Source organism: Epilithonimonas zeae, assembly GCF_900141765.1.
GTDB lineage: Bacteria > Bacteroidota > Bacteroidia > Flavobacteriales > Weeksellaceae > Epilithonimonas > Epilithonimonas zeae.
In genome coordinates this window covers 163,954-177,120 of sequence record NZ_FSRK01000002.1, presented here as the reverse complement: position 1 = coordinate 177,120, position 13,167 = coordinate 163,954, and the positions used below count along the sequence as shown (strand labels likewise).

The window sequence follows — 13,167 nt, the reverse complement described above, 5'->3', positions numbered from 1 at the left end:
ATGAAAAAAATAATTTTTGTCCTGTTTATTCTTTGCTCTTGTGTGGCTGGCTTGTCCGCACAAACATTGGTAATGCCAAAAGATTTGAAAATTTCAAAAATTGCGGACCATCTTAGCAAAAAAGGATATAAAATAATTGAAAAAGACGAAACGTATCTAAAACTTGTTGATAACCAAAACTCATCAATGTTTATAGATATTTCGGATGATAGAAAATCACTGCTTTTAAATATCAATATATTGTTGAATAAAGGAACGAGTAAAGCCAGTATTGATAAGTTGGTAGAAAAAATCAATGATCTTGCAATGATTAAGGCAACCTATAATCAGGAAAAAGATGCCATATTTTTTCAATACAGTTTTTGGATTTCGAATGGCTTTACATATGAGACTTTGGAAGATGCGGTAGTAGAATTTTTCCTTTATCAAGGAGATTCTTACGCTTTGGATGAGGATAAAATAATATATTTTCAAGAATAATTAAATAATGAGCATCTTAAATAAATATCAAAACTTCTATTTCATCGGTATCGGTGGGATTGGGATGAGTGCACTGGCGAGATACTTTCACGCCAACGGCAAAAATGTTTTGGGTTATGATAAAACGCCTACAAAATTGACAGCTCAGCTTGGTTTTGAAGGAATTGATATTTCTTTTGAAGATGTGATTGATGAGAAAATTGTAGCGTTCGACAAAGAATCGACTTTGGTTATTTATACGCCAGCAATTAAGAAACTGGGAATCTTAGATTATTTTGCAAGTGAAAGTTTTGAAATCCTAAAACGAGCAAAAGTTCTTGGATTAATTACTGAAAATACAGATTGCATTGCAGTTGCAGGAACGCACGGCAAGACGACAACTTCAACTTTGATTGCACATTTGTGTAAGGAAGCAAATCTTCCATCGTCTGCATTTTTAGGTGGAATTTCTGAGAATTTCAAATCTAATTTTGATTACAACGGCAACCAGTTTTCTGTAGTTGAAGCGGATGAATATGATAGAAGTTTTCTAAACCTTTCTCCGGATTGGGCGGTTGTAACATCGATTGATGCAGACCATTTGGATATTTATGGAGATAGAGTTCAGATTGAAGATGGTTTCCGACAGTTTGCGTCTTTGGTTCCGAATGACAATCAGTTGTTTGTGAGAAAAGGAATTGCTATCGGAAGAGAGCACAAGACTTACGCAGTGAATGAGGAAGCAGATTATTATTCCGATAACTTGAGAATGGACCACGATAAAATCTATTTCGATTTTCACACGCCAACGCAGGAAATTGAAGATTTTGTTTGGGAAATTCCTGGAATTCACAATGTTGAGAATGCAACCGTTGCTTTAGCAATTCTGAGCAATTTAGGTGTTAATTTCGATACTTTGAAAAAAGCAATTGCTAATTTCAAAGGCATCAAGAGAAGATATACCAAACATATTTTCGATAACGGAAAAATCTATATCGACGATTATGCGCATCATCCAACAGAGCTAAATGCAGTGATTGGTTCGATTAAAACTTTTTATCCAACCAAGAAATTGTTGGTGGTTTTTCAACCTCATCTTTTCAGCAGAACGAGAGATTTTGCAGAAGATTTTGCAAGAAGTCTGGAGAAAGCTGATGATTTATTGCTGTTGGATATTTATCCGGCAAGGGAACTTCAGGAAAATTTTGAAGGAATTACCTCATCGTGGTTATCGGATAAAATTGAAATTGTAAACAAGAAAGTCTGCACATTACAGGAGACTTTTGAATTGATAAAAGAAAAAGATTTTGATATTTTATTGACAGTAGGCGCGGGAAATATTGATACACTTTATGACCCGATTATGGAGTGGCTTCCCAATGTTGAAAAAGTAGAATTATGAAACTGAAAATTTTCTTCTTGCTATTCGTTTTGGTTTTCGGATTGGGATTTTCACAGTCGAAAGCGGATTTGATAAAAGTCGAAAATATAAATAAGTATTCTGACATCATTGATAAAGATTCACAGATAACTAAATATCAGTTTCAGGTAAAAGGTAAGAACAAAACGATTCATTACCATTATGAGAAGAAGGGAAATGAGATTGTGAAAATCTCCCGAGAATGGAAAGAAAATAGTAATAATTGGTGGGAATTGTACAACGATTATTTTCTATTGAAAAATGGGGAAAGGGTTTTTGCAAGCCAAAGTATAACTTATACGAATATGTCCGATGCAGAAGACATAATTGGATGGAGTGTTAGTTTTTGGATTGATAAAAATAAAGTGATTCATATGACTTCCCTCGGACACGGGAAAACCGAAATGGACGATTGGGACTATGAATCAGAATTAAAAGAGAATTTCAATTATATGCTGAAGACGGTTAAAAATTATGATAAAAACCGGAAAGCAGATAAGAATAAATAAAAGAAATATTTGATGCTGATTGCATTGAAAATGTGATATAGAGAATGAAAAACAAGTGGAGAATATTGAAGATATTGGTAACAGTGGTCCTTTTTGGATTTCTGCTCAGTTTCTCGTTGAAGCGTTTCAACAACGCCAAGATGGAGAATGTGTCTATCAATATGAACCAAAGCAAAACGCCGGTTTATTTCATTGATGAGAAGGACATCAAGGATTTGGTGAAACAATACAACCCGACAAGAAAAATCGGGGATGTGAAGATTCCGGAATTGGAGAAAAAAATTAATGAAAATCCATTCGTTGACAGTGCGAATGTTTATATGAATCTGAACGGAAACCTTAATGTTGATATTAAGCAAAGAGTTCCGGTTTTCAGATTAAATAAAAATGGAAAAGATTTTTATGTGGACGAAAAAGGCGTAGAATTCCCGATTTCGAGAAATTTTTCTTATCCGTGTATGTTGGTAATGGGTGATGTTGAAGCTTCTGAATATCAGGAACTCGGAAAGTTGGTTGAGAAAATTGACAAAGATGATTTTAGTAAAAAATATTTCATCGGAATCAAGAAAGAAAAAGACAATTATAATCTTCTGACGAGCGATGGGAATTACAAAGTTGAGATTGGAGATTTAGAAAATATTGATTTTAAGGTTAAAGGATTTAAAACTTTTGTAGAGAAATATCTGGTTTATCAGAGCCCTGAGAAATACAAAAAGATTTCGGTTAAATACAATAATCAGATTGTAACCACACTGAATCCTTATTTCAAGGAAAACGACAGTATTCTGAGAAATGCACCAAAAATTGAAATCACAAAACCGGAAGAAAAACCGACGCAATCATTAGCATCAGTTCCGGCAAAAACAGAAACTAAAAAATCGGAACCCAAGCCGGAACCGAAAAAAGAAATAAAAAAAGCTGAAGCTAAAAAATCAGAGGTCAAGAAAGAAACTTCGAAACCTAAAAAAGTAGAGAAGAAATCTGAACCGAAAAAATCTTCGGAAAAGAAAAAGGAAACCACTTCCAAATCGTCTTCTGATAAAAAGAAAAAAGCAAAAGTAGTAGTAGAATAAAAAATCAAATCGAGCATATAATGGAAAATCAAGAGTATTCAGTAGGTCTGGACATTGGGACAACCAAGATTGTCGCCATTGTCGGAAGACGTAACGCTCACGGAAAAATCGAAATCCTGGGCGTTGGGAAGGCTAAAAGTCTTGGTGTTCACAAAGGAATCGTGAACAACATTTCCCAAACCATCAATTCCATCAAAACTGCAGTGGCAGAAGCGCAATCCAGCGCTGGAGTTCCTATACACAAGGTAACTGTCGGGATTGCAGGAAAACATATCCGTTCTCTCCAGCATTCGGATTATATAATGAGAGAGCATCCGGATAGATACATCACAGAAGATGATATCGAGAAACTAAAAGACCAGGTAAAGAAATTGGTAATGTTGCCTGGAGAAGAAATCATCCACGTTTTGCCTCAGGAATACAAAGTAGATTCTGAAGGTGAAATCCAGGAACCGGTTGGGATGCACGGCAAAAGGTTAGAAGCTAATTTCCACGTTGTAGTGGGACAAATGGGTTCTATCAGAAACATTGCAAGATGCGTTCGTGAAGCAGGTCTGGAGATGGAAGCTTTGACCTTGGAACCTTTGGCGTCGTCTGAAGCAGTTCTGACTAAAGAAGAAAAAGAAGCTGGTGTTGCGATTGTAGATATCGGTGGAGGAACTACGGATATCGCGATTTTTAAAGATAACATCATTCGTCATACTTGTGTGATTCCTTACGGTGGTGGAATTATCACCGATGATATAAAGGAAGGATGTTCAATCATCGAGAAACACGCAGAACAATTGAAAGTGAAGTTCGGTTCGTCTGTTCCGGAATTGGAAAAAGACAGTACTTATGTGACAATCCCGGGATTGCACGGCCGTCCGGATAAGGAGATTTCGTTGAAAGTTTTGGCTCAGATTATCAATGCAAGAGTTGAAGAAATTCTTGAAATGGTAAATACGGAGTTGAAAGCTTACGGCGCTTTCGAGCAAAAGAAAAAACTGATTGCAGGAATCGTTTTGACTGGAGGTGGTTCCAACTTGAGAAACCTTCGTCAATTGGCGAATTATACAACCGGTTTCGACAGCAGAATTGGCTTCGCTAACGAATATGTGGCGAACGATAAAAACCAATATCTGAAAGGACCAGAATTTGCAACGTCAATCGGTTTGTTAATGGAAAGTCTTAAAATCAGAGATAAAAGAGTCCTTCCAACCGAAGAGGAAATTATCGAAGAAGCTGTAGCCAAAGCAGAACCAGTTGCACAACCAACTGCAGAAGCTGAGAAACCTCAACCAGTTCAGCGCATTGAAGAAGCTGCAAAACCAAAAGAAGAGAACAGAAGAAGCAAACCTACTTTCGGACAATCTCTTATGGATAAAGTAAAAAAATTCTTTGAAGAAGTAGAAGAGTAACTATTAATTGTAAAATCGCGGAATCGTGGAATCGTAAAACTAGCAAATAGACAATTTTGCAAATCAACGATTTAACGATTTAACAAAATTGAAAAAATAACATACTATGGACAATATAACTAATACACAAGGATTTTCATTTGACCTTCCAAAAGGGAATTCCTCCATCATCAAAGTGATTGGTGTTGGGGGCGGTGGAAACAACGCTTTGAAGCATATGTACGAAAAAGGGATTTACGGTGTAGATTTCGTGATTTGTAATACAGATGCCCAGACTTTGGATAACAATCCGGTTTCTAATAAAGTTCAGCTAGGAATTTCTATGACGGAAGGTTTGGGAGCAGGAGCTGACCCAGAAGTTGGCGAAAAAGCGGCCATCGAAAGTATCGACGAAATCAAAGCGGCAATGGGACAAAACACCAAAATGGTTTTCATAACTGCCGGAATGGGCGGTGGAACCGGAACTGGTGCTGCGCCTGTGATTGCAAAAGTAGCTAAGGAAATGGGAATTCTGACAGTTGGAATCGTAACCGTGCCTTTTAGTTTTGAAGGAAAAAGAAGATTGGACCAAGCGAACTTAGGACTTGATAAATTAAGAAATAACGTTGATTCTTTGATTGTTATTAATAATGATAAATTGAGACAACAATTCGGAAACCTTGGTTTCAAGCAGGGATTCTCAAAAGCCGATGAAGTTTTGACCAATGCGGCCAAAGGAATGGCAGAGGTTATTACTGGCTATTTCGATGTTAATATTGACTTCCGTGATGCGAAATCTGTTTTGGCAAATTCCGGAACAGCGTTGATGTCAACTGGTGTTGCAACCGGCGAGAAAAAAGCGGAAGAAGCTGTGAAAAAAGCATTGGATTCCCCATTGTTGAATGATAACAAAATCACCGGTGCAAAGAATGTGCTTTTGCTAATCAGAAGTGGTGTTTCCGAGGTTACGATGGACGAAATCGGAGTAATTATGGACTACATTCAGAAAGAAGCTGGAAATACGGCTGATATCATTTTTGGAGTTGGAACAGATGAAGAATTGGGCGACGCAGTAAGCGTTTTGGTGATTGCTACAGGTTTTTCTAATGATGACAAAAAACATTCTGGAGCTACTGAAACCATTAAATATTCTTTGGAAGACAGACCAAATCCATCATCCAGACACAGAGAATCTCCGTTCAAAAGCAGAGCTCAGGAAGAAGCAAAATCACAGACAGAATCTGGGAAAAATTTTTTTCGCTTAGAAGATGAGGACGATTTCGGAACTTCAAATTTTCCAACTAACTCAGTTGCAGAAAGTCTTGTAGAAGAAGTTGAAACTGAAACTCAAATCATCGAAAATGAGGAAATCCAAGATTTCTCAAATGATTATAACAACGCAAAACAGGAATACAACCTTTTCACTTTCGAAGAAGAAAGCTACGAAGAGATAGATTTAGAGGCGCAGTCTTTTACTTTTGAAGTTGAGGATAAGCCAAAAGCGTCTTTCAAAGAAGAGGAAATCGAAAAACCGGTTGAAGTAACTTTTACAATCAATGAACCGGCTGTTGAAGAAGAATTTCCTGTAATTGAAAAAGAAATTGTTGCTGAAGTAAAGGAAGAAATCGTTAACGAAATCATCGAGGAAAAAGTTGAAGAACCAACCAAATTTTCTTTCGCTGTAGAAACTAAGGAAGAAATTGTAGAAGAAAAAAAACCTGAACCAGTTCAGGAAACTGAAGGCGGATTCACTTTCTTCAACAAAACGCCTGATACTTCAAAAGCTATGGAAAGAAGAAACAAGTTGAAAGAATTCAATTCTCGTTACCAGCAATTGGACAATGAAAATGTTTTCGAAACAGTTCCGGCTTTCAAGAGAAAGAACATCAATATCGATGGTTCAAATGCATCTGACCAAAATATCAACACTTATTTGTCTGACAACAATGGAAGTATGCAACTGAGAGAAAACCGTTTCCTTAATAAAGATGTAGATTAATTTGCGATTGGCTTATTGCATCTAGCTTTTAGCTTTCCAATTGGAATGCATTTTAAAAGCCAACTGCCAAAAGCTATTCGCCAAAAGCAAAAATTATGAGTTTAGAAAGTACGATAAGCGAAGCAATAAAAACTGCAATGAGAGAGAAAGACAGAGTCGCTCTGGATTCTCTTCGTGCTGTAAAAGCGCAGATTATTTTGTTGCAAACTGAAGCGAGAGGCGCAGAAGTTTCCGCAGAACAGGAAATTGCAATTTTGCAAAGAATGATTAAGCAAAGAAAGGATTCTTATGACCAATTTACGGCTCAGGGAAGAACCGACCTTGCTGAAGTGGAAGAAGCGCAATCCAAAGTGATTGAAAAGTTTCTTCCAAAACAATTGTCTGCCGAAGAATTGGAATCAGAAATCAAGAAAATTATTTCTGAAACCGGAGCGCAGTCTATTAAAGATTTAGGAAAAGTAATGGGCGTTGCTTCCAAAGCATTGTCCGGAAAATCTGACGGAAAGAGCATTTCCGCAATGGTTAAAAAGTTACTTTCCTAATTATAAATGCTAAACGATAATTGATAATTATTTATAATTAATATTTTATCATTTATTTTCTACGGATATACTTAATATGCATATCGATTTGATTAAACCCAGAATCTTCGGATTTTGGGTTTTTTGTTTTGATGTAAATAATGAAAATCAGTCAAAATGTCTCAATAGATTTTCGGAATGATTTTAATAGAATGATAAATAAGACAATCAAAGTTTTATTTGATTAAATTTGCAATTCAGAAATTAACCTAAAATATATTTTAATATGTATCCAGCAGATTTAGTATTGCCAATGAAGGCAGAACTTACAGATAAAGGGTTTGCAGACCTTACAACACCGGCACAAGTTGACGAAGCGCTTAAACAAAGCGGGACAACATTATTAGTAATCAATTCCGTTTGCGGATGTGCTGCGGGAGCGGCAAGACCAGGCGTTTTGTACTCTTTAACAGGCGAGAAGAAGCCTGACCATTTGGTAACAGCCTTTGCAGGATTTGATACTGATGCCGTTGCAGAAGCTAGAAGATTGCTAGCGCCTTTCCCTCCAAGTTCGCCAGCTGTGGCACTTTTCAAGGATGGAGAGTTGGTGCATATGTTAGAAAGACACCATATCGAAGGTAATCCTGCGGGCGCCATTGCTGCGAATCTTCAGGCAGCTTTTGATGAGTATTGCTAAGAAAAATATAAAAGACCAAAATAGAAATGTTTTGGTCTTTTTTTATGAAATCATTCTTGGGGTTGTTTTGAGAATCCAATGATAGCAAGCAATAGCATATCATTTCTAATAAATAATAAAAATAGATTGATGAAAAGTTCGGAAATAGGCTTTCAGACTTTTCATTATTTTTTAAATTTGCAAAAAAGTAAAAATGTCAGATCAAGCAAGTTATTTGTTTTCTACCAGAACCAGCCACGAGTTGGCAGAAAAAATCGCTCAGGCTTATGGGCAGCCTTTAGGGCAAATTAATATTCAGCATTTCAGCGACGGAGAATTTGAGCCGGTCTTGGAACAATCTGTTAGAGGCGCACGTGTTTTCCTCATTGCTTCTACCTTTCCACCAGCGGATAATTTGTTGGAATTGTTATTAATGATTGACGCAGCGAAAAGAGCGTCTGCCAAAAACATTACTGTCGTAATTCCTTACTACGGTTTGGCAAGACAAGACAGAAAAGACAAGCCAAGAGCGCCTATAGGAGCCAAATTGGTAGCCAATCTTTTGACTGCTGCGGGAGCAACCAGAATTATGACAATGGATTTGCACGCAGACCAGATCCAAGGATTCTTTGAGATTCCGGTTGACCATTTGTACGCATCTACGATTTTTGTAAAGTATATTCAATCCCTTGCGCTTGATAATTTGACGATTGCTTCGCCAGATATGGGTGGTGCAAAAAGAGCGAAAAATTATGCTGGACATCTTGGCGCAGACGTTGTAATCTGTTATAAAGAAAGAAAAAAGGCCAATGTTGTAGAAGAAATGTTCCTGATTGGTGATGTTAAAGATAAGAACGTAATTCTTATTGATGATATGATTGATACGGCCGGAACACTTTGTAAAGCGGCTGATATTCTAATGGAAAAAGGAGCAAAATCTGTGAGAGCAATGGCAACGCACGGCGTTCTTTCTGGCAAAGCTTTTGAAAATATCGAGAATTCTCAACTTTTGGAAGTGATTGTCACAGATTCTATTCCACAACAAACAGAGAAATCTTCAAAAATAAGAGTGCTTTCTTGCGCAGAATTATTTGCTGATGTGATGAATATGGTACACGAGCACAAATCTATAAGTGAGAAGTTTATTATTTAAAAAAAATTAATATCTTTGCACCCTTAAAATAATTTTATACAAAATGAAATCTATTACAATTCAAGGTACAAAAAGAGAAAGCGTGGGCAAAAAGTCTACTAAAGCTTTACGTGATGCTGAATTAGTTCCTTGTGTTGTTTACGGAGGTGGTGAGCCATTGAATTTCTCTGCGGAAGAGAAAGCTTTCAAAGGTTTGGTTTATACTCCTGAAGCACACACGGTATCTTTGGAAGTTGACGGAAAAACAATCCCTGCTGTTCTTCAGGACATTCAATTCCACCCACTTACAGACAGAATCATCCATGCTGATTTTTATCAGTTATCTGATGACAAACCAGTTATCATGGAAGTTCCTGTAAGAATTACTGGTCGTTCCAAAGGTGTTGTTGCTGGTGGTGTTCTTAGACAAACTTACAGAAAATTAAAAGTAAAAGCGATCCCGGCTAACTTGCCAGACGAGATTGTTGTGGATATTACAGCTCTTAAGATTGGAAACAAATTCTATGTAGAAAGTCTTAAAAATGACAAATATTCTTTCATGCATCCAGACAACGCAGTAGTAGTTGCTGTTAAGATGTCTAGAAATGCTAGCAAAAATGCTGCTGCAGGACAAGATGATGAGGATGAAGAAGAAGTAGCAGTAGAAGGTGCAGCTGATGCAACTCCAGAAGCTTCTGCAGAATAATAATTAAATTAATTATTATAAAATATAAAAGCCGTAGAAAATTTCTATGGCTTTTTTGTTTTCTTTAAACAAAGTATTTTCATTCTCAAAATTTATTATATTTGTGAAGAATGGCAACGAAAGCACTTTTTAATTCAGTAGTCAATTGGTTTATTCTTCAAAGGATGGATCAGATTGAACATTTTATAAAGTATCCCGTGGAAACACAGGAAGGTCTTTTGTTTTCTCAGCTTTTCCATGCAGAAGAAACAGAATATGGGCAGAAGTATGGCTTCAGTACCATTGCCAATTATAAAGATTTTCAGAAAAAAGTCCCGATTGTTTGTTATGAGGATTTTGAACCTTATATAGAAAGAGCAAGGCAAGGACACAAAGATGTTTTCTGGCCCGGCGTGATAAAGCAGTTTGCAAAATCTTCCGGAACAACCAATGCCAAAAGTAAATACATTCCAATTACTACAGAGAGTCTTGAGGACTGTCATTACAAGGCTGGGAAAGATATGGTGGCACTTTATGTGAACAATCATCCTGAAAGTGAACTGTTCCAACACAAAAATCTTAGATTGGGTGGAAGTGCGGAGATCTATCAGGACTTCAATACGAAATTTGGGGATTTGTCTGCTATTCTCATTGAAAATCTTCCTTTTTGGGTTGAGATTATCAATACACCGAGTAAAAAAACGTCTTTGATGTCCGAATGGGAAAGCAAGATGAAAGCAATCATTGGTGAAGTGAAAAATGAAGATGTCGGGAGTTTGACGGGCGTTCCAAGCTGGATGATGGTGCTTTTACAAAGAACATTGCAAGAAACAGGCAAAAATAACATCGGAGAACTTTGGCCTAATTTGGAAGTGTTCTTCCACGGCGGAATTAGTTTTAAACCATACAAGAATCAATACAAGGATATCATTGGGAAAGATATTCGGTATTATGAGATCTATAATGCTTCAGAAGGTTTTTTTGGAATACAAGATCAGGCTGGGAGCGATGAGATGTTGCTGATGTTAGACTACGGAATCTTCTACGAGTTCATTCCGATGGATGAGTATTACTCAGGGAGTAGAAACGCTATTCCAATTTCTGAAGTAGAGATAAATAAAAACTACGCTGTTGTCATCACAACCAACGGCGGGCTTTGGCGTTATTTGATTGGTGATACTGTGAAGTTTACATCCATCAAACCTTACAGAATCAAAGTTTCCGGCAGAACCAAACATTACATCAATGCTTTTGGAGAGGAATTGATGATTGATAATGTAGAAACGGCTCTTAAGATAGCTTGTGAGAACCTCAATGCGAGTATTTCTGACTATACTGGCGCTCCGGTTTTTATGACCAACAATAGCAAAGGTTGCCACGAATGGATTTTCGAATTTACCAAACAGCCAAGCTGTATTGATGAATTTACCAACGTATTTGATCAAACATTAAAAACCTTGAATTCCGATTACGAGGCGAAACGTTACAATGATATTACGTTGAGAAAACCTATCATTCACTCTGCAAAACCTAATCTGTTTTATGAATGGATGGCAAGTCGCGGAAAATTAGGTGGACAAAATAAAGTTCCAAGATTAAGCAACGATAGAGAATATATAGATCCTTTATTAGAGCTTAATCAGCAATAAATTATCCAATCAATTCTTTAGCTTGAGAAATTGCTGCTTCGGTAATCTTAGAACCGGAAATCAACTGTGCAATTTCATTCAGTTTTTCGTCTTCTGAAAGTTTTACAATCGTAGTTTTGGTTACCGCATTTTCATCAAATTTCACCACTTTGTAATTCTCATTTCCTTTGGCTGCAACTTGCGCAAGATGCGTAATGACGATGAGTTGCAGATCCTGTGACATTTCCTTCATCAGTTTTCCCATTTCTTCGGCAATTCTTCCGGAAACACCAGTGTCAATTTCATCAAGGATTAACGTTGGAAGCGCATTATTCTCAGCCATTATCTTTTTGATGGCAAGCATTACTCTGGAACGTTCTCCGCCAGAAACAGCACCTTGAATAGGTTTCAAAGGAAAACCGGAATTGGCCTGAAACAAAATCTGGATATTATTTTTTCCGTGAAGATTGTAAGTCGCTGAATCAGACAAATCAATCTTTAAAATGGCTTTTTCCAAACCTAATTGAGCGAAGATTTCTTTGGCTTTATTTTCTAAATTGCCGGAAAACTTAGTTCGGTTTTCAGAGAGTTTTTTACTCAGAGAAGCCAGTTGAATTTCGATGAGTTTAAGTTGATTTTCTTTTTCTTCGATTTGAATTTCAATTGTTTCTAGTGAACTTTGACTGGAAGATAATTCTTCTTTTATCTTAAGTAAATTTTCAACACTATCAACCTGATGTTTCAGAAATAATGCATTGATTTTATTAACGGATGTCAACAATTGTTGAAGCAAAGCTGGATCTATCTCGAGATTTTCAGCTTTGGATTCTATTTCGGAATTAATATCCTTTAGTTCAAGATAAGACGCTTCCAAACGTTTGCTGATTTCTTCATATTCAGAAGATAATTCAGAGAGTTTCTGCATCTTATTTTTAACATCAAACAAGCTTGTCAAAATTCCAAAATCTTCCTGATTCAGTTTTGAAAGGCTTTGAGAAAGTTGCTCACTGATTTGTTCTGCATTTTCCTGAGTATTCAGCTGATTTTGCAATTCCTCAAAATCAATATTTTCAAGTTGGGCTTCTTCTAATTCCGCAAGCAAAAAGTTTTTATAATCAGATTCCTTATTATTCTCAGCCAGTGCAGATTTCAGTTGCTCAATTTCTCGTTTTGTATTTTGATAACCGAAATATTGACTTTGATAATCAGTTAATAACGTTTTATTTTTTGCCAATCCGTCCAGAATTCTGAATTGAAATTGTTCTGTAAAAAGATTAGAAGTTTCGAATTGAGAATGGATGTCTATCAGTTTTGATGACAATTCTTTCAGAATATCAAGTGTTACAGGAACGTCATTTATAAAAGCGCGTGATTTTCCGTTTGGCAGAATCTCTCTTCGGATGATGGATTGCTCTTCATAATCCAGATCATTTTCTTCAAAAAAATCTTTGAAGTTTTCAGTGATTCGGAACTCGGTTTCTACAATACTTTTGGCATCAGATTTAGCAAAAGACTTCACGTCGGCTCTTTCGCCCATTATCAATCGGAGTGCGCCAAGAATAATAGATTTTCCGGCACCAGTTTCTCCGGTGATGACTTGTAATCCGTTTTTTAAATCGATTTCTAATTTATCGATTAGAGCAAAATTTTGAATAAAAATTCTAGAAAGCATTTTTTAATTATTAA

Annotated in this window: 12 protein-coding genes; 11 read left to right on the top strand and 1 reads right to left on the bottom strand. The window is 36.6% G+C overall.

Annotation, left to right across the window (positions count from 1 at the left end; all coding sequences use genetic code 11):
• The 11 genes from BUR19_RS12590 to BUR19_RS12540 all read left to right on the top strand — a co-directional run bounded on the left by BUR19_RS12590 (position 1) and on the right by BUR19_RS12540 (position 11,502).
• Positions 1 to 480: a hypothetical protein gene (locus BUR19_RS12590; RefSeq protein ID WP_074235812.1), complete on the top strand. Its 480-nt coding sequence runs from the start codon at positions 1 to 3 to the stop codon at positions 478 to 480.
• Between the two features lie 7 nt (positions 481 to 487).
• Entirely contained in the window at positions 488 to 1,861 is a 1,374-nt protein-coding gene (gene murC / locus BUR19_RS12585; protein ID WP_074235811.1) for a UDP-N-acetylmuramate--L-alanine ligase, read from the top strand.
• On the top strand, positions 1,858 to 2,388 hold the full coding sequence (locus BUR19_RS12580; RefSeq protein WP_074235810.1) for a hypothetical protein: 531 nt from the start codon (positions 1,858 to 1,860) through the stop codon (positions 2,386 to 2,388). Before murC ends, BUR19_RS12580 begins: the two co-directional genes overlap by 4 nt.
• Positions 2,389 to 2,432: 44 nt before the next feature.
• A complete protein-coding gene (locus BUR19_RS19160) occupies positions 2,433 to 3,461 on the top strand; it encodes a cell division protein FtsQ/DivIB (RefSeq protein WP_074235809.1) in 1,029 nt (342 codons plus the stop codon).
• A gap of 20 nt (positions 3,462 to 3,481) precedes the next feature.
• On the top strand, positions 3,482 to 4,861 hold the full coding sequence (gene ftsA / locus BUR19_RS12570) for a cell division protein FtsA (RefSeq protein ID WP_074235808.1): 1,380 nt from the start codon (positions 3,482 to 3,484) through the stop codon (positions 4,859 to 4,861).
• Between the two features lie 106 nt (positions 4,862 to 4,967).
• On the top strand, positions 4,968 to 6,839 hold the full coding sequence (ftsZ, locus tag BUR19_RS12565; RefSeq protein ID WP_074235807.1) for a cell division protein FtsZ: 1,872 nt from the start codon (positions 4,968 to 4,970) through the stop codon (positions 6,837 to 6,839).
• A gap of 95 nt (positions 6,840 to 6,934) precedes the next feature.
• Complete coding sequence (locus tag BUR19_RS12560) at positions 6,935 to 7,381, top strand: GatB/YqeY domain-containing protein (RefSeq protein WP_074235806.1); 447 nt, start codon at positions 6,935 to 6,937, stop codon at positions 7,379 to 7,381.
• A gap of 265 nt (positions 7,382 to 7,646) precedes the next feature.
• A complete protein-coding gene (locus BUR19_RS12555) occupies positions 7,647 to 8,057 on the top strand; it encodes a BrxA/BrxB family bacilliredoxin (RefSeq protein ID WP_074235805.1) in 411 nt (136 codons plus the stop codon).
• 193 nt (positions 8,058 to 8,250) lie between these two features.
• A complete protein-coding gene (locus tag BUR19_RS12550; RefSeq protein WP_074235804.1) occupies positions 8,251 to 9,189 on the top strand; it encodes a ribose-phosphate pyrophosphokinase in 939 nt (312 codons plus the stop codon).
• Between the two features lie 43 nt (positions 9,190 to 9,232).
• Complete coding sequence (locus tag BUR19_RS12545) at positions 9,233 to 9,874, top strand: 50S ribosomal protein L25/general stress protein Ctc (protein WP_074235803.1); 642 nt, start codon at positions 9,233 to 9,235, stop codon at positions 9,872 to 9,874.
• Between the two features lie 110 nt (positions 9,875 to 9,984).
• Positions 9,985 to 11,502 carry a GH3 auxin-responsive promoter family protein gene (locus BUR19_RS12540; protein WP_074235802.1) on the top strand — a complete coding sequence of 506 codons (1,518 nt, stop codon included), beginning with the start codon at positions 9,985 to 9,987 and terminating at the stop codon, positions 11,500 to 11,502.
• Position 11,503: 1 nt separating this feature from the next.
• Here BUR19_RS12540 and BUR19_RS12535 read toward each other — a convergent pair whose 3' ends face one another.
• Complete coding sequence (locus tag BUR19_RS12535; protein ID WP_074235801.1) at positions 11,504 to 13,153, bottom strand: DNA repair protein RecN; 1,650 nt, start codon at positions 13,151 to 13,153, stop codon at positions 11,504 to 11,506.
• Positions 13,154 to 13,167 lie beyond the last annotated feature (14 nt).